Origin of the sequence: Anaeromassilibacillus sp. An250 (assembly GCF_002159845.1) — a bacterium.
Lineage (GTDB): Bacteria > Bacillota > Clostridia > Oscillospirales > Acutalibacteraceae > Anaeromassilibacillus > Anaeromassilibacillus stercoravium.
Genome location: NZ_NFJK01000005.1, coordinates 1 through 20075, shown reverse-complemented (window position 1 = coordinate 20075; position 20075 = coordinate 1). Strand labels below are relative to the sequence as shown.

Genomic DNA, 20075 nt, shown 5'->3' with positions numbered 1-20075 from the left:
ACATCCATCCTTTTTCTATCCGCCGATCAGCCCAAGGGCCGTCTGCGCAATATCCTCAAACAGCGGCAGGGAGAGCACAAGAATGGAGATCTTCCCTGCAAGTTCCACCTTGGACGCCAGGGCGCTCTCCCCGGCGTCCCGGCAGGAATCGGCCGCAAACTGCGCCAAGAAACAGATGCCCAGCGTCTTAAACAGAATCAATCCATACTCCTGTGTGAGCCCCACCCCCGAAAGCAGGGTCGTGATCTCCCGAACCGCCGGAGAGATATTCCGCAGGATCTCCACCAGGATCACCACCCCGGCGATGATGCTGATGATGACCGCATATTCCTGGTTATACCGCTTGAGTGTCACCGCGAAGATTGCTGCAATCAGCGCCGTGCCCACAATGCCGATGATGTTCATCCCCGCACCTCCCCACTGGGGCAGATCCATTGCACCGTCACAGCCCGAAAATGGATTTGATGGACTGGAACAGCACGTCGATCTGCTGGATAATCATCATCAGTACGACAATCAACCCGGCCAGCGTCGTCATCATGGCCTGTTCCTCCCTTCCGGAGCGAACCAAAAGCTGGTTGAGCACGGCGACGATGATGCCAATCGCGGCAATTCGAAAGATCAGATCCACATCCATTTTCTTTTCCTCCCCATCGCCCTGGTTCGAACCAGGGCTGTGTTTGATATTCCGCCGTTCAGCATAGGAATAAAGCGACGGCAATGCCTGAAAACGATCCCAGCATCAGGTAGAGCTTTCCTTTGCGTGCCTTTTCCTGCCGCGCACGCTCCAACCGGTCTTGGAACAGCTCCGCGTACAGGCGGCAATGAGAAAGCTGCCCTTCCACGTCGCTGGCCCCAAAGCCGCTCCCAAAGTCGCGCAACAAGGTCTGGTCCTCCTCGGTCAGGCCCGTCCCCTTCGCCCCTGTGCGCACCCCCTCTTCCCAGGCGGTATGGAAATCCTCCCCCGCTTTATAACGAGCCGCACACTGCTGCAAAAATGCAAGACTACTCCCATGCCTCTGGATGATCTCCACAACGGATGCAGCAGAATAGCGGATCTCCGTCTGCGCCGCGTTCAGGAAACGCAGCATCTCCTCAAGCTGTGCAACCCTCTGCGAGAGCCTATGCGACTGTACATATCCCGCTATGGTCCCGGCCGCGATCAGCAACAGAATTCCCAGAACCTTGAGCAAGCAACTCACCTGCCTTGTATACCTCCGCCACACGGCCGGGTTCCCGGCTTCCTTCCAGGAGCACCACATAGCCAAACGCCCCGGTATGAAGGAGGCTGACCGCCTGCTGCCGGCGCAGAAGTTCCCGCACATTTCCCGCATGGACGCTTGAAATCATGCCGACGCCCGCATTCAGGCCCTGGGCGGCGGCTTCCACATCGGCCAGACCTCCCAGCTCGTCACAGATGATAAACTCCGGGGAAAGCGACCGGATGGCTTGAAGAATCCCTTCCCCCTTTGGATAACCGTCCAGTACATCACAGCAAGGCCCCAAATCGTTTTGCGGCACCCCGCGATACGTCCCCGCCAGTTCCCCGCGTTCATCCACCACCGCCACCTTTCGCACATCTCCGCACAGGCCGGAGGACAGCTGCCTGGCCATGTCGCGCAGAATGGTTGTTTTTCCGCTGGCAGGCGCCCCGGCAATCAGCACCCCTTCCCGCAGATTCTTCCCCACCGCTTGCAGCACGGCGCTGGCGCATCCATACACCTGGCGCGCAATGCGGATATTGATGGAGCTGATGTCCCGCAGGCTGCCGATGCTTCCGTTGGAGATCACCGCCGTCCCGCAAAGGCCCACGCGATGCCCGCCGCTGAGGGTGATAAAGCCGTTCTTGATCTCATTTTGGTGGCTGTATACCGAATAGCTACAGATTCCCCGGAAGGTCTCATCGATGTCCTCGCGGGTTGCCCGCATCCCGTCCGGCTCTGGCCGGCAGGAAGGCCGTCCGTTCCGATTCAAAAAATATACGCCGCCCGTACAACAGATGGAGACCGGCTGGTTGACCCGGAAGCGGATCTCCTGCGCCTGCTCCTTCATGTCGGTCGGCAGCAGGAACAGATAGTTCCGCAGACGGTCGCAGACCGCACGCGCCGCCGAATCGAATCTGCTTTCATAGTTGTTTTCCATCTCTTGTCCTCCTTTCCATACATATCTATGGACAAGGGCCACTTCTTAGAACAAAAAAGGCCCTCGGAAGGAAAATCCCTCCGAGGGCACAACCCAAACACTTTATCATTCTGTTCTTTCTATTGGTCAAATCGCCGTATGCAAAACAAACGATTCGATCGCCTCGCGCGTCCCCTGCACCGACCCTTGGACCAGCGCGGCCTTTCCACCGCCGCGGCCAGCAAACGCCTGGTTGAGCGCTTTTCCCAACGGCCGGACGTCCTCCTGGCCTGCAACGGCATATTTCCAGCCTTCTGCATCGCTTCCAGAGAACACCGCCGCCAGCCCAGCGCGCTCCGCAAGGGCCAGGCAAAAATGGCGCAGGCTGTCCGGGGACAATCCCTCTTCAAAGAAGCAAACACGCTCCTGCCCCTCCGGTACAGCCGCGGCTTTTTGCGTAAAAATCTCCTGTTGCAGCTGGTAGACCTGTTGGCGCAGGCCGTCCCGCTCAGCGAGTAAGCGCTCGACCGCATCAACTACTTCCTCCGGCTTTGCGGAGAGCAGGACCGAAATCGCCGTGACGCTCTTGAGCTTTTCATCGTAGTCTTGAATCGCCCGACTGCCGAATTGAAGCGTCACGCGGACGCCGCCCTTATAGCGCTGCACGGAAAGCACTTTGATCGCGCCCACCTCCCCGGTGTGCGCCGTGTGCAGGCCGCAGCAGGCGCAACAATCGTATCCGGGCACCGTCACGATCCGGACCTCCCCGGTCAGCTCCTTTTTGCTGCGGTAATCGATCTGCGCCAGCTTCTCTTTGGGCGGGCATTCCGCCAGGACCGGCAGATTTTCGTAAATTGCTTGGTTGGCCAAACGTTCCACCTGGGCCATCTGCTCCGCAGAGAGCTCCCCATTAAAATCGACCGTAACGGCCTGCGCCCCCATGTGGAACCCCACATTGTCCAAATGGAACAGGCGATGCGTGATCCCGGAAACGATATGCTCCCCGGTATGCTGCTGCATAAACAAAAAGCGCCGCGGCCAGTCGATTGTCCCTTCCACATTCGTTCCCACCGCAAGCGGGCGGTCCGTAGTATGTAACAAATTTCCATCCTTTTCTTGGACATCCAACACCTTGGCATCGCCAAGTGTGCCGTGGTCCGCAGGTTGTCCGCCGCCTTCCGGATAAAACGCGGTCCGGTCGAGCGTGACAACATAGCCATCCTTTTGCGCTTCACAGCTGGTGACAACCGCCGTAAACTGCTGTAAATAGGCGTCCTCATAATAAAGCCGCTGCGTCGGCATTGTTTCCATTGCGGTTTTCCTCCTCAGATTTCCATTTCGTCCATCAGGCTGCGCATAGCCAAGATCGTCTTTTGAATCAACTCTTCCAGCGGCCAACCGAGCATATCCGCGCCCGCTTGGATCACTTCACGCGAACAGCCTGCGGCAAAATTGAGGGTCTTAAACTTCTTCTTGACCGATTTCACTTCCAGGTCAGAAACGCTCTTCGAAGGGCGCATCAAGGCCACTGCGCCGATCAACCCCGTGAGCTCATCGGTCGCGTAGAGGACCTTTTCCATGATGTGCTCCGGCCGGATGTCCACCGCCGGATATGCATGGCTGGCTGTTGCACGGATGATGCGCTCATCGATGCCGTTTTCCCGCATGATCTCCTGGCTTTTGATGCAATGCTGCTCCGGGTACTTCTCAAAATCGAGGTCGTGCAGCAGGCCGACCACTTTCCAAAAGTCCACTTCGTCCGGGGCCAACTCCTTTGCAAACCATCCCATTACCCCTGATACAATTTTCCCGTGCCGGAGATGGAAGGCATCCTGGTTATATTGTTCCAATAGCGTTTGCGCCTGTTCCAGTGTTGGTATCATGGTTTTTTCGTCCTTTCTATTTGTTTACTGGCGGAGTGACCGCCCATTTCAAACAATGTTCCTGTTTGCCGCCGAACACATGGTACCCTTCCATAAGATCGTTCAGTGGGGCGCGGTGGGTAATCAGGAAATCCGTGTTCAATTTTCCACACGCGATGAGCTTCATCAGCCGGTCGCAATGGACAGCGTCCACGCCGCCCGTCTTAAAGATCAAATTTTTTCCATACATGTTTGGGAGCGGAAACGGCTGCGCCTGCTCGTACATGGCGACCAGGGCCACGACGGAATTCGGCCTGGCGATCTGCCACGCCGTCTGGAAGGTATCCGCACCGCCCGCCGCTTCGATCACAGCGTCCGCGCCGCGCCCCTGCGTCAAAGCGCGCACCGCCTCCTCTGCGGATTCTGCGGAAGGATTGATCGTATATGTAGCGAGCCCCAACCGCTTTGCAAGCTCCAGCCTGTGCGCGTCAATATCCAATAGGATGACATCCCCCGCGCCAAACAAACCCGCACACATGGCGGCACAAAGCCCTACCGGTCCAGCGCCGATCACGGCGACCGTATCCCCCGGCTGAATTTCCGCCAGCTCCGCGCCGAAATACCCGCTGGATAGAATATCTCCCAAAAACAACGCATTGTCGTCGGTCACATGGTCTGGGATTGGGGTAAGCCCTGTATCCGCATATGGCACGCGGACATATTCCGCTTGGCAGCCGTCGATCCGGCAGCCGAGTTCCCAGCCGCCATGCGTACAGTTGTTGATAAACCCTTTGCGGCAAAACCAACAGTCCCCGCAAAAGGTGATGCAGTTGGCCGCAACACGCTCGCCCACCTTGCGCTTTTTTACGCCTTCCCCAACGGAGACAATCTCTCCGACAAACTCATGCCCCAACACTGTTCCCGGTACGGCCCGCGGGACCGCTCCGTTCAAGATGTGCAGGTCGCTGGTGCAAATCGTCGAAAGGGTCACTTTTACTATTGCATCGCCCGGCTCTTTCAACACGGGGACGGGGCGCTCCTCCAAACGCAGGTCGCCCAACCCGTGATAAACTGCCGCCAACATGGTCTTTTGCATGATGCTCCTCCTATTCTCCTATATAAGTAAATCGCTGAAACGTCTTTCCATCCCGCTCCACGGTTTCATTCCACATGGAGGCCGGGCGTACCCAGATCCCCCGCTCCCCATAGAGCGCCTGATAGACCACCATTTCCTCGCCGGTCTCAGAATGACGTGCCATACAAAACACTCGATATTCGCCGCCCTTAAAATGGCGGTATTTTCCCGGGCGAATTTGTTCCATGGTCCACTCCCTCCCATTCACTTTCCATTTTCTTCATTGAATTACATCTTTTCCTCTCGATTTGCTTGACTTTTTTTCCCAACCCTCGTATATTGGAGGGGAGTCCTTTTCTTTAGAAAAGGACCCCTTGGATTGTATCACGGCGCGCCATCTCCTGGTCGATGCCGCCCAATACGGCGATTTTATCCAGGCTCCACAAGGGCGCCAGCAGCATTTCGCGCTGCCCGTCCCCGGTCACGCGCTCGATCACCGTCTCCGGTGGCAAACGCTCCAGCTGGGAACAGACCGTGCAAATGTAGGCTTCCCGCGTCATGGGCTCCAGTTTCCCGGCGGTGAATTCCTCTGCAAGAGGCGTTCCGCGCAGGATGTGCAAGAGATGCAGCTTTACGGCGTCCGGCCTCAATCGGCCGACCGCACGCGCTGTCTCCAACATCATGGATTGCGTCTCCCCCGGAAGGCCGTCGATCAGATGGACACAAACGCGGATACCATGGCCTTTTAGAATTTGGTAGGCGTGAAGGAACTCTGCATAGGAGTGCCCCCGGTGGATCCTCTCCGCTGTCCCGTCGTGGATGGTCTGTAGGCCAAGCTCAACGGTGAGGTAAGTCTGCTGGGAGAGCTGCGCGAGATACGCGACCGTTTCTTTTGGAAGGGCATCCGCGCGCGTTGCAATGCTCAGCCCGCACACGCCGTCCACCGAAAGCGCCTCCTCGTACTTCCTTTTCAGGGTATCCAACGGCGCATAGGTGTTGGTGTGCGCTTGAAAATAGGCAATCACAGGGGCGTCTTTCCATTTTAAATGGATACGGGCCTGCTCCTGCCGTACCTGATCGGAAACGGAGAGCGACGGCCCTGGTGCAAATGCACCGCTTCCACCCTGGCAATAGGTACAGCCGCCGGTTCCCCGCGTCCCGTCTAAATTCGGACACGTAAAACCGGCGTCGATCGAAGCTTTAAAAACCCGCCTTCCGAATCGCTTTTTCAGGTGATATGCGAGCGTGTGATACCGTTTATTGTCATCCGCATACGGAAATGGATGCTCCATTTCTTTCCCTCTTTGCACTCAAAATATCTTTGCAACCTCTCCACATGTAAGATTTCTTTAAGAAATTCGTGGGTAGACTTGTAAGATTTTACTTGTAGAATAGCACGCAGAATCAAAAAGTGCAAGGGGCGTATCAATATGACGAAAGAAGGACCACTTTGTTGCAATACTTCGTTTTCCCATTCCAAGGACAAGCCGGAAAAGCCTGTCCAACAGGCGGAAGATGCTGCGTATCTGCGGCGCAGGCGTATTGTCAGCCTTATATCTCTCATTGGGTTTGTGATCTTTTCCATCGTATTTGCCGCTACAATCGGGCAAAAACTGATTGAATTCTTGGCGGACGGCAAGGCTTTTCGCGCATGGGTGGAGCAGCAAGGGATTCTAGGCCCGCTTACGCTGGTCGGAATCATGGTGTTACAGGTTGTAATTGCGATCATCCCCGGGGAAGCCGTGGAAATCGGCGCTGGGTATGCTTTTGGCGCAATCCCCGGCATGCTTCTCTGTTTGGTAGGCGCGGCGTTGGGTTCCGTGATCATCTATGGTTTGACGAAACAGTTCGGCATCCGGATGGTAGAGGCCTTCGTTTCGCGTGAAAAGATCCAGTCCTTGAAATTTCTTCAGAACACAAAAAAGTTAAATATCCTTATTTTTATATTATTTTTTATACCCGGTACGCCGAAGGATCTCTTTACCTATTTCATCGGACTGACCCCGATGAAATTGCGCACCTTTTTGATCCTTTCGAGCATCGCCCGCATTCCGTCCGTCATTTCCTCCACCATCGGCGGAGAGGCGCTCGGCTTGCAAAACTATACCTTTGCAATTGCCGTCTTTATCCTTACCGCGGCCATCAGTGGAATTGGCCTTTTAATCTATCGGAAAATTACTATACATTCAGCTGGAAAGAGGGAAAATCAATGAATTGGCAGCTCCTGATCAGCAACCGGATTATCAATGTGGGGTTTATTTCCTGGATGCTCTCCCAATTGATTAAAACGGGCATATTCTTATTGCAAAACAAGAAAATCAACCTAAAACGGTTGTCTGAATCGGGTGGGATGCCCAGCGCTCATTCTGCGTTGGGGTGCTCTGTGGCAATCGCTACGGTACAGGAGGTCGGCTTTGCCTCCCCCATCGCCGCGCTTGCCCTATCGTTCGCCGCCGTCGTCCTATACGATGCAATGGGCGTGCGGCGCGCAGCGGGAGAACAGGCAAAAGCGATCAACCAGATCACAGAATATCTGGGAGAAACAGACAAAACGGGAAAAATGGCAGAAATCAAAGAATCCATTGGAACCTTGGAAGTTTCCTTAGGGCATACGCCGTTTGAAGTGTTATGCGGCGCGCTATTGGGCATCTGCGTGGCATTGCTTTCCGCATAAACGAACCGGGCACTGAAAAAGGAATTGTTTCAGTACCCGGTCTTTTTGTTTATAATCGCCTCTTACTGTACACCTAGCTATAAAAGACGAACTGCCCCCGCGACGCTTTCATAGCGAAGCGGGGGCGTCGCTTTAAACGCACAAATCGTGCAATGTCCCAAACGTATACCCTTCTGCTTCCCATTTGCACAAGAGTTCATCGAGAATCTCCGCGTTTGTCTTGGAAGTGCTGTGCAACAGGACGACCGCTCCCGGATGGATGCGTGGGAGCAATTTACTGAACGCCTCCTCTTTGCTTGGCTGCTGATCCACATACCAGTCCACATAGGCCAGGCTCCAGAAAACGGTCTTATAGCCCAGTTCCTGGGCCTGTTTCAAATTGCTTTCGCTGTATTTCCCCTGGGGTGGGCGATAGAATTTTTCCATCTCCTGACCCGTGGTCTCTTTATACAGCGCCTCTAAGGAGGTTATTTCTTTCTTAAAATCTTCCATTGCAGAAATCTTCGACATATCCGGATGATGGTACGTATGGTTTCCAACAATGTGCCCCTCTGCGACCATCCGTTTGACCAGGTCGGGGCTGGTCTCAATATAATTTCCAACCACAAAAAAGGCGGCTTTCACGTTGTGCTTTTTTAAGGTATCCAAAATTGCCGGGGTATACCCGTTTTCATATCCTGCATCAAAGGTGAGGTAAATCGTTTTCTGTGAAGGGTCCCCTGCATAGTAAGCGTCGTATTGCTTTAAAGATGCAGCAGAGGCATTGCCGACCGGCGTTTTCCCCTCCTCCTGAAAGCTCAATCCCCAGTTGGTATTCGCCGAGGCGGATGCCGCGACGCTTGCATCTGTAACATGATGAAAAATCCCTGGCACCGCTGCCAAGAGCAGCAGGCAGAGCAGCCCAGCCAGAATCCATTTTTTCCGAAGCACAATGACCATATCTTCCACCGCCATTCTTGAAATCGATCATTCGCCTTACAACCGGCGCACAAATGGAATGGGATGCGGCAATTGAGGACGGAAAAGCCGCATCCCAATAGGAAGCCTGTCATTCCTATTTCCATATCTGTCATTTTATAGATATGCGCGAATTACCGGGTTCATGCCTCCCTTGCTTTTGAAAATCTCCAGAACGAGTAGGGCCTTCCACCCAAATCAAAAAGTGCCTTCCTATCCGAACGATAAGAAGACACTTTATATCTATGCAATCCATCCGAAGATACATTGCTTTTGCCCTCAACCTCCCATAGAAGTCTCAGGAAAAACGTATTCCTAAAATCCCGAATATGTAAAAGACCTGCTTCTCAATTAAGCATCCAGAGCGTTTCCAAAGAATTTGTCATGCACCGCAGCAACCGCTTTATCCGCATCCTTGCTGTCGATCAGGACGGAGATCTTGATTTCACTGGTAGAGATCATCTTGATGTTGATATTTGCCTCATAGAGGGCCTCAAACATCTCTGCGGCGATGCCCGGATGGGTTTCCATCCCCGCGCCAACCGCGGAAACCTTGGCAACATTTTCGTCATAGACCACGCTGGTGGCGCCGATCAGATCCACATAGGGGTTCAGCAGATCAATAGTCTCCTTGAGATTGTCATGGCTGACGGTGAAGCTGATGTCCTTCGTTCCGTTTCTGCCGATGGACTGCAAAATAATATCGACATTGATATTCTTAGCGGCCAACTTTGAGAAAATTTTAAAGGCAAGGCCCGGACGGTCCGGCACGCCAATGATCGATACACGTGCGACATCCTCGTCCTTTGCAATTCCGCTAATCATCATTTTTTCCACTTTGGTTGCCTCCTTCACAATGGTGCCCTTCGCCTTTGTCAGGCTGGAAAGTACCTCAAGCTCAATATTGTATTTCTTCGCCATCTCTACGGAACGATTGTTCAAAACCTGCGCGCCCAAAGAAGCAAGCTCCAGCATTTCGTCGTAAGAGATCACGCTCAACTTCCGCGCACCCTTCACTTTGCGCGGATCGGCTGTGAATACGCCTTCCACATCGGTGTAAATCTGGCAGAGGTCGGCATTCATGACCGCCGCAATCGCCACCGCACTGGTATCCGAACCGCCGCGTCCCAAGGTCGTCATATCGTCGTAGCGGTTGACCCCCTGGAATCCTGTCACGACCACGATATTTCTCTTGTCAATTTCCTTTTTAATGCGGTCCGGCGTCACGCGCTTAATCCGCGCCGTCCCATAGGCGGAGCTGGTATAAAAGCCGGCCTGCCATCCCAGCAGGGAAACCACCGGGAAGCCCAATTTCTCAATCGCCATCGCCAGCAGGGAAGCAGAGATCTGTTCGCCAGAGGTCAGCAGCATATCCATCTCACGCTTCGAGGCATTGGGATTGATTTCATTTGCTTTGGCAATCAGGTCGTCCGTAGTATCGCCTTGTGCAGAAACCACCACGACCACGTCATTGCCCTGCTTATATGTTTGGGTAACGATGTTGGCCACATTGAACAGGCGTTCGGCGTTTGCAACGGAAGTGCCGCCGAATTTTTGAACGATAAGGCTCATTGGTTTATCCTCCATCTCTCTATCAATAAAAGTACGTGAAGCGCCATCCCGTTCAGGATAACGTCTCAAAGCAAAAGCAAAGAGCTTCCTCGAGAGAAGCCGGAAAAAGGCACACGATTCTCCCGAACAAAGCTTTTATTCGATTGAAATTTGCGCCCCTTTGGAATCCGCATTCAAAATACGGATCTGCCAACCGGTGATCCCTTTTTCTTCCAGATGGCTGGCCGCATATTTGACAAAATTGTCCGTATCCGCCACATCAATCATGGAGATAATCGTGGGGCCGGCGCCGCTGACATAGGTGCCAAGGGAACCCAATTCATAGCTCAAGCGGAATACGCTGTCCAAATGGTCGATCAAGCCGGAACGATACGGCTGATGGATCTTATCCTGCACCGCCACACGCAAATTTTCCAATTTACCGGAGAACAAGGATGCCGTCATCAACGCGGAACGCGAAAGGTTATATACGGCGTCCGCACGGGCGTATGTCTCCGGAAGCACCGAACGGGCCTTCTCCGTTTTGAGTTCAAACGGCGGGATAAACAGGGCAAAGCGAATCTTTTCGGAGACCGGGACGCTCACGCTGTAGACGCGGCCCGCCTCAATGGCAGAAGCAACCAGACCTCCCTCAATGGCAGGGGTCGTGTTGTCCGGATGGCCTTCAATTTCCGCCGCCAGGTTGATCAATTCTGTGGTGCTGAGGGGACTTCCCAGCAGGCGGTTCGCTCCTAAAATACCTGCCACAATGCAGGCGGAGCTGCTCCCCAGGCCGCGCGCCATGGGGATGTCGTTTTGTTGAATCAATTTCAGGCCGGGAAGCTTGCGCCCACATTTCTCATAGACCTGCCTCGCCGCCCAAAAGATGAGGTTGTTCTCATCCGTGGGGATCTTTACGTCATCTTTGGAGGAAATATCCAGGGTATCGGACTCCTCCATCCAGACCTGATTGTACATCGTCAGTGCGATCCCAAGGGAATCAAAGCCAGAGCCCAAGTTGGCGCTGGTTGCCGGAATCTGTATTCTTATCATGCTCTACGACTCTCCTATATTCTATATGTCATTTACAGTTCTCCGATGCGGATGGTATTCTCGATGGCCACGCCCAGCTCGGAAAGCTTCTTCAATTTCTCCACAATGGCACGCTCCGGCATGGTTTCCGTGACAAAGGCAATTTCGCCAGCAGGTGCATTCTTGCGCGTCAAATGGTTGATCTTCCCCAAGAGATGGTTGGCATTGCCAAGGGCAAGTGCCTCGTTGTCCGTATGTGCGCGCACGTACATGCTTACCTTGTCGTCGAGATAATCCTCCACATAATCCGGGCTTCCTTCTCCCCAGAAGAGGTACTTTCTCGCCTTAAAGTGTTTGACGCAATCGATCACGTCGGCCACAACTGCGCTGGCCGTAGGCAGCTTTCCAGCGCCCTTTCCGTAGAACACCACGTCGCCGGTGGAGTCCCCGCGTACCATGATACCGTTAAATACGTCGTCCACATTGGCAAGCTGGCTTTCGCGCGGAATGAACATCGGGCATACAATAATCTGAAGCTTTCCGCTCTCCATCTGCTTCACACGGCCAATCAACTTTACCACGCCGCCCCACTGCTCAGCATACTCGACATCGGCGAGCGAAATATTGGTAATGCCCTCCGTGTGGACTTGCTCCGGATACACATGGCGTCCGAACGCCAGAGAAGCCAAAATACAAATCTTCCGGCACGCATCGGCGCCCTCGACATCCGCAGCGGGATTGCGCTCCGCGTAGCCCAGCTTCTGCGCCAAAGCCAATGCATCCTGGAAATCCATTGAATCATGGATCATCTTGGTCAAAATGAAATTCGTCGTACCGTTCAAAATACCCGCGATTTCAATAACGTCGTTGGCTGCCAGGCACTGGCTGATCGGGCGGATGATCGGGATGCCGCCGCCCACACTGGCCTCAAAGAGGAAGTTCACGTTCTTTTCCTGCGCTACCTTCAAAAGCTCCGCGCCCTTCGTTGCCACCAGCTCCTTGTTGGACGTCACAACGCTCTTGCCGGCTTCCATGCAGCGCATCGAATATTCAAACGCCGGATGCAAGCCGCCCATCACTTCCACTACCACGCGGACTTCCGGATCGTTTACGATATCGTCAAACGATTTGGTGAATTTATCCGCAAAGGGGCTGTCCGGAAATTCCCGTAAATCCAGAATATATTTGATCCCAATCTCTTCTTTTGCACGCTTTGCAATGTGTTCCGTATGCGTCGTAAGGACCTCTACCACGCCGGAACCGACTACACCGTAGCCCATAACTGCTATCTGAACCATTTTTCACCAGCACTCCCTATTCTCTATGTTCGTCACTCTCGCCCAACTTTACCAACTTGTAAATGGGCAAATTTTTACTGCTCTTTCCCCGACCGCCCTTCAAAAAGGCCACCGGCATTTGCTATCCTCAAGGGATGTTCTGCAAACATACAAAAACAGATTCCCCGCTCCAAGAGCACAGAAACATGTTTACAGTTTACCATTTTTTAAACGGACATTCAATATCAAAAAACACAACAATCTTTGCTTTAACAGAGTAATTTATAAAATTGTTGTCAAAAATAAAACGAAAAATGGGGATACGTTTCCGCATCCCCACAGATTTCTCAAACATTCCATCAGCCCACAGGCACAATTCCCGGCGGTAAAGTGTCGTCCCCGGGCGTCACCACAACATTATTGTCCATATTCTCTTCCGGTTCCTGGGACGGAACCTGGGCAGGCTGCGAGGGGGCTTCCGGCACGGGTTCTGTTTCCTCCGGCAGACTGGAATCCGTTGATGGTTCTGTCACCTGCGAGGAGGTTGCGGGATCTGTCGGCGTTGTTCCCTCCGGCGTCTCACCTTCGTCCCCGGCCGACGAGGTCTCATCCCCTTCAACAGGATGTTCCATATCACATCTTTCTGGCATTTCGTCTTTTTTGTACCAACCGGTCCCCGTTCTGGGACAGCTCCCCGTCGCCAGTTTGCCGCTCTGCTGGCAGAACGTCGCCGAAACAACATTTTCGTCATAGGTAAATTCCAGTGGCTCTTTATTCTCCAAGTACTGCGACATGATTCCCTGCCAAATGGAGATGGCATACTTGGTTTCCGTGTTGTTCATCGCTGTCGGCGTATCGCGATACCCCGTCCAGATGCCCGCAAGGGCATAGGGCGTACCGCCGATGAACCAGCTATCCTTCTGGTCGTTTGTCGTGCCGGTTTTACCAAACACTTCCCAACCGGAGATCGCCGCCCGGCGGCCGCTGCCCTGCGAACCGGTGATTACGCGGTTCAGCAAGTGATGCATAATCGACGATGTTGTGGAAGAAATCGCCTGTACAGGCTCCTTGTTCCGGTTGTCCAGAATCACGTTTCCATCATGGTCTTCTACATAATAGTACGTATACGGTTCTGTAAACTTCCCGCCGTTCGCAAAAATCTGGAACGCCGCCGTCATCTCACGCACGGTGACGCCTTCGCTCATTCCGCCTATGGCGATCGGCGCGATGTTGTTATCCGCTGGTTGTAGGCTCGTGAAATGGAGCTTATCCTTTAGGAACGTATACCCAACTTCTGGCGTAATCTCCTTACAGATACGCGCCGCCGGTGCGTTTCTGGAGTTCTCCAGCGCAAATTCCACCGTCATATTTCCTAAATACCGGTTGTCAAAGTTGTTGGGACCCGGCTTATCACCGTTCCAATTTTCCAATGGCGCATCTTCTACGATCGTTGAATAATTGATGGCCCCCAGTTCGATCGCGGGCGCATAAACGCCGATCGGCTTAATCGTGGAACCAGGCTGCCGCTGTGCATCGGTCGCCAGATTCAACGGACGGTTCCGCGTCTTTTCGCGCGCACCGACCACCGCCAGTACACGCCCATCGTAATCCATCGCAATATAACCTAGGTCGATCTCCTGGTTTTGCGGCAGGTTTTCCGTGTTGTTTACAAAGGATTCTGCAATGCTCTGCATTTCCTGATCCATTGCGCAGTAAATTTTCAAACCGTCGTGGTAAATCATGTCCTCCGCCTTCGCACTGGTGCAGCTGTACAGCTCCATCAGGTCCTCTTTGACATCCTCAAACATGGTCTCCACGTACCAGTTCCAGATCTCTGTGCTGCCACCGCCGCTCTCCTGCTTTTTGCCGACAAACGTCATGTGGCGGGACTTCTCCATCGCCTCGTCATACTCCGCCTTGGTGATCTTTCCCTGGTCATACATTTCCCCTAAAACGACCTGCTGGCGTTCCATGTTGTTTTCCGGGTGTACCAGGGGCGTATACCGCGACGGATTCTGGGTAATTCCAGCAATTGCAGCGCATTCTGCGATATCGCAATCCTGGATGTCCTTACCAAAATAGAGGTTCGCCGCCGCCTGTACCCCATTGGTGCCACTGCCAAAATTGACCACATTGAGGTATGCCTCCAGAATCTGTTCCCGGCTGTACTCTTTGTTCAGATTCAACGCGCGGAAGATTTCCTTCACTTTGCGGGTCAGGCTGACGTCCTTATCGCCTGTCACATTCTTAATGAGCTGTTGGGTAATGGTAGAGCCGCCGTAGCTGCTGCCCTCTGAAAAAAGCTGCGTCACAGCGCCCAGCGTGCGCCGCCAATCCACGCCATTGTGTTCCCAAAAGCGCTTGTCCTCGATGGCGACAATGGCATCCTTCATTGCCTGGGGGATCTGGCTGTAGTCTACCCAGACGCGGTTTTCATTGCTGTAGAGGCTCTGATACTCCACCGGGTTCCCGTTTTCATCGTAAACATAGATGAAGCTTGTGTAGTTGAGCTTGAGCTTATTGAGGTCATAGGCCATCGTTTCATCCTTCATACTCCAAATGAAGGAGACCAAAAACGCCCCCACGATGGTTCCTGTGATCATCAAAATTGCCAGCAGCGTAAGCAGCGCTTTTGCCAGAATTTTCCCGATCGACCGTGCGGTATCGGACGCGCTGTTGTCCTGCACGGGGCCGGTATTGCTGAACTTGCTGATGTCGGTTTTTCGCATATTGCGCCTCCTTTCACACTCTCCGGACATCCCGCGCACAATCAGAAAGTGCGGGGGTCCTGTATATTTTACCGAATTTTCCAAATAATACCCATGAGGTGATGATCTGTGAAAAAACTGATGATCGTGCTGGCCTGCCTGGACGTCCTGGTCCTCGCCCTGCTGCTGATGGGCTATCCACAACGGTGGTTCCTTCCAGAAACGGCAGAAGAATCCAGCTCAAATATACTGTATTATACCCCTGAGACATTGTCAAGTCAAGAAAGCAGCGGTGCGTACGCCATGGCAAGCCATGTCACTGTGTATACTGTGCGCACATACGAAGGGCGCATCGGCATCTTCCTGAATGACAGCGAAGTCCCCTTTGAGGAATTGGATGTAGATGTCGGCCTTCTCCCCGAGGCCGACCAGGTTCTTTTGGAGGAAGGCATCCGCGTAACGGATCGGGAACACCTCAACCGCTTGATTGAGGACTACGAAAGTTAGCGCCAGATTTCAGCGGTCCCCCTTTCTCTTAACACACAAAAACGCCACACCTGCTGGCGTGGCGTTTTTCAAATGGGGAAGGTTTTATTTCATGTTTTCCTCATAACGCTGGATCATCGTCTTGACCATCTGGCCGCCGACAGAACCAGCCTCACGGGAAGTCAAATCGCCATTGTAACCCTGCTTCAGGTTCACACCGACCTCTGCAGCAGCTTCCATCTTAAACTTATCGAGAGCCGCACGAGCTTCCGGAACAACATTCTTATTATTCGATCTAGACATCATAAAACACTCCTTAAATTTTTGTTTTTGAATTTGTTTTGCGTTTGCCTTCCTATTTTGCGTACCATGCGTTGTTTTATGATTGTCAATTTTTGTAGGGTTTTTAAATGACGTATCCATAGGAGGAATCCACGCCCGCCATCAACAGCACCATACATACCGCAAGCATCTGGCGGGGACTGACTGCCGAATGGAGTTCCACTGTGATATCCCGCGGCTCTACCACGTCGCCGCTGACCGTTGTGATGCTTCGTTGCAGGCTAAGTGCCGCCGCGCCATAATCGAGGCTAGAGATAGAAAGCGTTTCTTTGGCGCACATCCCACAGGTCACAGCCGCCGCCCCTGCAGCACGCAATAATGCTGCCGCACGCTGGTTTTGTGGTTCAAATGCACAAAGGAATCCGTCCGGGATGGCAATTGGCATGTCCGAATCAAAACTGTTTTTTAAAAATAAAATCCCGCTGCTTCCTTCCACCTTTGGGATTCGCTCACAGTCGCAGACCAAAAAGCGCGCCTCGCCATTGCCGACCTTTCGGAGAAGTTCCGGATGGATATACCGCACGCCCCCATATCTTGCTAGGGCTGGCAAAAGTGCTTTCACAATGGACTGGTCGTTGCTTTTCCCACAGAGAAGAATATCGGTCATTCACTTGCACGCTCCAAACCGGCCGAAGCCGAACATTCTGAAACCGGGACGACACAAGTGCAGTATGTACCATTCCTCTGGATATTATGTAAAAAGACGAACAAAATTATGGGTTCTCTTTCCAATGCCCTTTGGAGAGAAAGTCCTCCAGATAATCGTGCAGCTGCTGCGCCATCTCCCGGTCCAACTGGATGCTGAGAGGGCGCAAATCCATTCCCATTTCCTGCCCAGCTGCATGAACCCACATGGAAAAATACGCATCGTTCGTGTTGATGTCCATCACCGTGCGGCTTTCCACACGGATCGGCCGGCTGCATTTGCGAATATGGGTAATCCGTGCCATCTTTCCTGCCTCCCATGTTTTCTATATAATATTGAAATATTGAAGCGCTAAAATAGCTCCGAGACGGTTACAAATGTATATCCCTCATTTTGAAGAATCTCCAATAGGCTTTCCAAAGCAGTGGGTGTATTAAGCGCGCTGCTCTGAAACCGCACGATGGAACCCGGACGAATCTGCTCCACGATCTGATTGCAGATCTGCTCGGGAGGAAGATTTTTCCAGTCCAAGGAATCGATGTCCCATTGGATGGAAAGCATCCCCTCCCCACGTGCAGCGGAAAGGAGCTCCGGGCTATATGCCCCATAGGGCGCGCGAAAAAGCCCGGGCTTTTTTCCGGTGATCTGCTCCAAGACGCGATTGCATGCCTGCAAGTCCTCCGCTTGCTCTTCCGGAGTAAGCTTCTGCATATTCGAATGGGCCATGGAATGGCTTCCCAGTTCACAATCCGCCATGGCAATCTGAAGGACGGATTCGCGGTGCGTTTCCGCCCAGCGCCCCACGACAAAAAAGGTCGCTTTGGCCCGGTACTTCTTGAGAATGCGGAGCAATTCCCCGGTCTGTACGTCCATCCACTCCACGTCAAAGGACAGGGCAACCTGCTTTTCCGCCGTATCCACACGGCAGACGGGTTCCTGTATCTTCTGTGCATCGGCCATGATGGGGGCGATCTGGTATATAGTCAAATAAAACACAACGAAGATCGCTAATACACCACATAATAAGGAAAGCAGCCGCTTGCGTGGAAACCAGAACAATACCATTTCCGTACATAGCCGGAGCGAACGCCTACCGTTGTGCCGGAGGAGCAGTTTGTCCTTTCTTCTGAAAGAAACGCTTCATGGCCTGTTCGGTACGCCGTACAAATATCTGCCTACCCTGCTCCTTCTTGGAGACCGGTTTCCCCGATCTTTCCTGCATAACCACGCCACCCTTCTTACCGCTGTCCATCCATGTGCAAAAGGGAAAAGTTCCATGCCTTACCATGCACATGTCTGCAAAATGGATATGCAAGGGCATTGTGGAATATGCGGCCGCTTTCTCGGGCTTCGCATAAACTGAGAAAGACCTCTCTTATTTTATCAAAAATGGAGGTGAAATGCGATGTCCGAGAAAGGAATTCAGTCCCTGCCCGCCGATGTAACCCGGCAGTTGCAGGTTCTCACCCGATCACAGTGGTTTATCATGGTCACCGTCTGTGCCATTCTGCTATCCTATTATTCGGTAAGCCTCATGAAACAAAAACTGGTGTGCACGGCGACGGATCCGGCTCTGTGCAAGTGCCTGCCGGAGACGCTCCCCATCCAGACCTTTTCCAGCATTCTGATCCTGCTTGCCCTTACCTTTTATGTGGGCCTCTCTGGGAAAACCGTTTGTCAAGCAAAGCAGCAGGGCAATCCCAAACAAATCCACACCTCATCTCTCAACCACACTGCCAATCTTTTGGTACTGATCGCGGGAATGATCCGCTTTGGGCTTTTGATCGCACAGGATCGCGCCGAGAGTTCTCTGTGGCGCAGGGATGATCCCGAAAATCCCGCACATACTAAACGGTGAGATTCCCCTGTATACAGGAGGATAAACAGGAAAGTAGGGATTCTGTCATGAGTAAAATTGTTGTAATCGGCGCCAATCACGCCGGAACCGCCGCGGTCAACACCATCTTGGATACAGCCCCTGACCAACATCAGGTGGTGGTTTTCGACGCCAATTCCAACATCAGTTTTTTGGGGTGCGGCATGGCGCTCTGGATCGGCGGCCAAATCTCCGGGCCGGAAGGGTTGTTCTATTCCTCACAAAAGCTTCTACAACAAAAAGGCGCTCTTGTGCACATGCTGACCACGGTGACAAAAATCGATTTTGACCGTAAGATTGTCTATGCGGAGGGTTACGACCACGCCCGCTATGAAGAACCATATGAAAAATTGATTTTGGCAACCGGTTCCCAACCAATCATCCCGGATATTCCCGGCAAAGACTTGGAAAACGTCCAATTGGTCAAACGGTACCAGGATGCGGACGAGGTCATCCAAAAACTCCACACCGATCAAATACAGAAGGTCGCCGTCATTGGGGCCGGATACATCGGTGTGGAGCTGGCGGAGGCATTTAAGCGCAATGGCAAAGAGGTTGTCTTGATCGACTGTGCGCCCACCTGCCTGTCCGGATACTATGACAGCGATTTCACAAACTTGATGTCCGAAGTGCTGGAAAAAAATGGCGTCCAGTTGGCCTTTGGCGAAAGCGTCACACGGATAGAAGGCACAAACCGTGTAGAAAAAATCCTAACAGATCAAAACGAATACGACGCGGACATGGCGGTGCTGGCCGTTGGATTCCGTCCCAATTCGAAGCTCGGCGGGGAGCGGCTGGAGCGTTTCCGCAACGGCGCATATCGGGTCAACCGGCAGCAGCGCACCAATTTGCCGGACGTCTACGCCATTGGCGACTGCGCGACCGTCTATGACAATTCAACCGGAGACGTGAATTACATCGCACTCGCCAGCAATGCGGTGCGCTCCGGCATCGTTGCCGCAGTAAACGCCTGCGGCGGTCAAATCGAGACGGAAGGCGTCCAGGGATCGAACGGAATCAGCATCTGGGGATTCAATATGGTTTCCACCGGCCTCTCCCTCGAAAAAGCGCGGCGGTATGGGTTGGATGTGTGCGCCGCCGATTTCGAGGACTACCAAAAGCCACGCTTTATGAACCATAATGAAAAGGTGAAGATCCGGATTGTTTACCGTCGGGATAACCGCGTGATCGTCGGCGCGCAGATGGCCTCCCGCTATGACATTTCCATGGGGATTCACCTCTTCTCCCTGGCCATTCAGGAGAAGGTCACCATCGACCGCCTGAAGCTCCTGGATCTCTTCTTCCTGCCGCATTTTAACCAACCGTACAACTATATTACTATGGCTGCATTAAACGCAGAATAAACGGATAAAATCCGGATTCTTTCCTGAAATGAAGTGACCCCGAAAAGTTAGACAATATTTTTGAAGAAATTGCTCAAGCAACCGAAAGGGCTTGTTGTCTGTGA

Annotated in this window: 23 protein-coding genes; 5 read left to right on the top strand and 18 right to left on the bottom strand. The window is 53.0% G+C overall.

Annotated elements, in window-relative coordinates; genetic code table 11:
- Positions 1-15 precede the first annotated feature (15 nt).
- The 9 genes from B5F54_RS05730 to B5F54_RS05695 form a co-directional block, all read right to left on the bottom strand.
- Positions 16-405 (bottom strand): SpoIIIAC/SpoIIIAD family protein, encoded by a 390-nt coding sequence (locus B5F54_RS05730; protein ID WP_087231762.1) that lies wholly within the window; start codon positions 403-405, stop codon positions 16-18.
- 37 nt (positions 406-442) lie between these two features.
- Positions 443-637 carry a stage III sporulation protein AC gene (spoIIIAC, locus tag B5F54_RS05725; RefSeq protein ID WP_087231759.1) on the bottom strand — a complete coding sequence of 65 codons (195 nt, stop codon included), beginning with the start codon at positions 635-637 and terminating at the stop codon, positions 443-445.
- A gap of 58 nt (positions 638-695) precedes the next feature.
- A complete protein-coding gene (locus B5F54_RS05720; protein ID WP_242969644.1) occupies positions 696-1193 on the bottom strand; it encodes a stage III sporulation protein AB in 498 nt (165 codons plus the stop codon).
- On the bottom strand, positions 1123-2142 hold the full coding sequence (locus B5F54_RS18025; protein WP_191405716.1) for a stage III sporulation protein AA: 1020 nt from the start codon (positions 2140-2142) through the stop codon (positions 1123-1125). Before B5F54_RS18025 ends, B5F54_RS05720 begins: the two co-directional genes overlap by 71 nt.
- Before the next feature lie 126 nt (positions 2143-2268).
- Complete coding sequence (locus tag B5F54_RS05715) at positions 2269-3432, bottom strand: alanyl-tRNA editing protein (protein ID WP_242969643.1); 1164 nt, start codon at positions 3430-3432, stop codon at positions 2269-2271.
- A gap of 14 nt (positions 3433-3446) precedes the next feature.
- Positions 3447-4004 carry a hydrolase gene (locus tag B5F54_RS05710; protein ID WP_087231753.1) on the bottom strand — a complete coding sequence of 186 codons (558 nt, stop codon included), beginning with the start codon at positions 4002-4004 and terminating at the stop codon, positions 3447-3449.
- A gap of 16 nt (positions 4005-4020) precedes the next feature.
- A complete protein-coding gene (locus B5F54_RS05705) occupies positions 4021-5079 on the bottom strand; it encodes an alcohol dehydrogenase (RefSeq protein ID WP_087231750.1) in 1059 nt (352 codons plus the stop codon).
- A gap of 10 nt (positions 5080-5089) precedes the next feature.
- Positions 5090-5305, bottom strand: coding sequence for a DUF1653 domain-containing protein (locus B5F54_RS05700; RefSeq protein ID WP_087231747.1), 216 nt, complete (start codon positions 5303-5305; stop codon positions 5090-5092).
- 112 nt (positions 5306-5417) lie between these two features.
- Positions 5418-6350, bottom strand: coding sequence for a TIGR01212 family radical SAM protein (locus B5F54_RS05695; RefSeq protein WP_087231744.1), 933 nt, complete (start codon positions 6348-6350; stop codon positions 5418-5420).
- Positions 6351-6488: 138 nt separating this feature from the next.
- On the opposite strand from B5F54_RS05695, the gene B5F54_RS05690 reads away from it, so the two are divergent.
- A complete protein-coding gene (locus tag B5F54_RS05690) occupies positions 6489-7271 on the top strand; it encodes a TVP38/TMEM64 family protein (protein ID WP_087231742.1) in 783 nt (260 codons plus the stop codon).
- Positions 7268-7732, top strand: coding sequence for a divergent PAP2 family protein (locus tag B5F54_RS05685; protein ID WP_087231739.1), 465 nt, complete (start codon positions 7268-7270; stop codon positions 7730-7732). The genes B5F54_RS05690 and B5F54_RS05685 overlap by 4 nt, the downstream gene beginning before the upstream one ends.
- 132 nt (positions 7733-7864) lie before the next feature.
- On the opposite strand, the gene pdaA is transcribed toward B5F54_RS05685, so the two are convergent.
- The 5 genes from pdaA to B5F54_RS05660 form a co-directional block, all read right to left on the bottom strand.
- On the bottom strand, positions 7865-8671 hold the full coding sequence (pdaA, locus tag B5F54_RS05680) for a delta-lactam-biosynthetic de-N-acetylase (RefSeq protein WP_087232261.1): 807 nt from the start codon (positions 8669-8671) through the stop codon (positions 7865-7867).
- A 369-nt stretch (positions 8672-9040) separates the two neighbouring features.
- Positions 9041-10261: an aspartate kinase gene (locus B5F54_RS05675; protein WP_087231738.1), complete on the bottom strand. Its 1221-nt coding sequence runs from the start codon at positions 10259-10261 to the stop codon at positions 9041-9043.
- A gap of 135 nt (positions 10262-10396) precedes the next feature.
- Positions 10397-11293: a homoserine kinase gene (gene thrB, locus B5F54_RS05670; RefSeq protein ID WP_087231735.1), complete on the bottom strand. Its 897-nt coding sequence runs from the start codon at positions 11291-11293 to the stop codon at positions 10397-10399.
- Positions 11294-11325: 32 nt separating this feature from the next.
- Entirely contained in the window at positions 11326-12570 is a 1245-nt protein-coding gene (locus tag B5F54_RS05665) for a homoserine dehydrogenase (protein WP_087231733.1), read from the bottom strand.
- A 338-nt stretch (positions 12571-12908) separates the two neighbouring features.
- The gene (locus B5F54_RS05660) at positions 12909-15278 is read right to left on the bottom strand and encodes a PBP1A family penicillin-binding protein (RefSeq protein WP_172749593.1); all 2370 of its coding nucleotides are present in this window, start codon (positions 15276-15278) and stop codon (positions 12909-12911) included.
- Positions 15279-15386: 108 nt separating this feature from the next.
- On the opposite strand from B5F54_RS05660, the gene B5F54_RS05655 reads away from it, so the two are divergent.
- Complete coding sequence (locus tag B5F54_RS05655; RefSeq protein WP_087231727.1) at positions 15387-15764, top strand: BofC C-terminal domain-containing protein; 378 nt, start codon at positions 15387-15389, stop codon at positions 15762-15764.
- 84 nt (positions 15765-15848) lie between these two features.
- Here B5F54_RS05655 and B5F54_RS05650 read toward each other — a convergent pair whose 3' ends face one another.
- From B5F54_RS05650 to B5F54_RS05635, 4 genes are all read right to left on the bottom strand, one after another.
- Complete coding sequence (locus tag B5F54_RS05650; protein ID WP_054323039.1) at positions 15849-16046, bottom strand: alpha/beta-type small acid-soluble spore protein; 198 nt, start codon at positions 16044-16046, stop codon at positions 15849-15851.
- Between the two features lie 103 nt (positions 16047-16149).
- The gene (locus B5F54_RS05645) at positions 16150-16692 is read right to left on the bottom strand and encodes a hypothetical protein (protein WP_087231724.1); all 543 of its coding nucleotides are present in this window, start codon (positions 16690-16692) and stop codon (positions 16150-16152) included.
- Between the two features lie 106 nt (positions 16693-16798).
- Positions 16799-17035, bottom strand: a complete 237-nt coding sequence (locus tag B5F54_RS05640) for a hypothetical protein (protein WP_087231722.1) — start codon at positions 17033-17035, stop codon at positions 16799-16801.
- Between the two features lie 47 nt (positions 17036-17082).
- Entirely contained in the window at positions 17083-17727 is a 645-nt protein-coding gene (locus B5F54_RS05635) for a polysaccharide deacetylase family protein (protein ID WP_172749592.1), read from the bottom strand.
- A 409-nt stretch (positions 17728-18136) separates the two neighbouring features.
- On the opposite strand from B5F54_RS05635, the gene B5F54_RS05630 reads away from it, so the two are divergent.
- Together B5F54_RS05630 and nox are read left to right on the top strand one after the other, a co-directional pair.
- Positions 18137-18589 carry a hypothetical protein gene (locus B5F54_RS05630; RefSeq protein ID WP_087231716.1) on the top strand — a complete coding sequence of 151 codons (453 nt, stop codon included), beginning with the start codon at positions 18137-18139 and terminating at the stop codon, positions 18587-18589.
- A 47-nt stretch (positions 18590-18636) separates the two neighbouring features.
- Positions 18637-19971, top strand: coding sequence for a H2O-forming NADH oxidase (gene nox, locus B5F54_RS05625; RefSeq protein ID WP_087231713.1), 1335 nt, complete (start codon positions 18637-18639; stop codon positions 19969-19971).
- Positions 19972-20075: the final 104 nt, after the last annotated feature.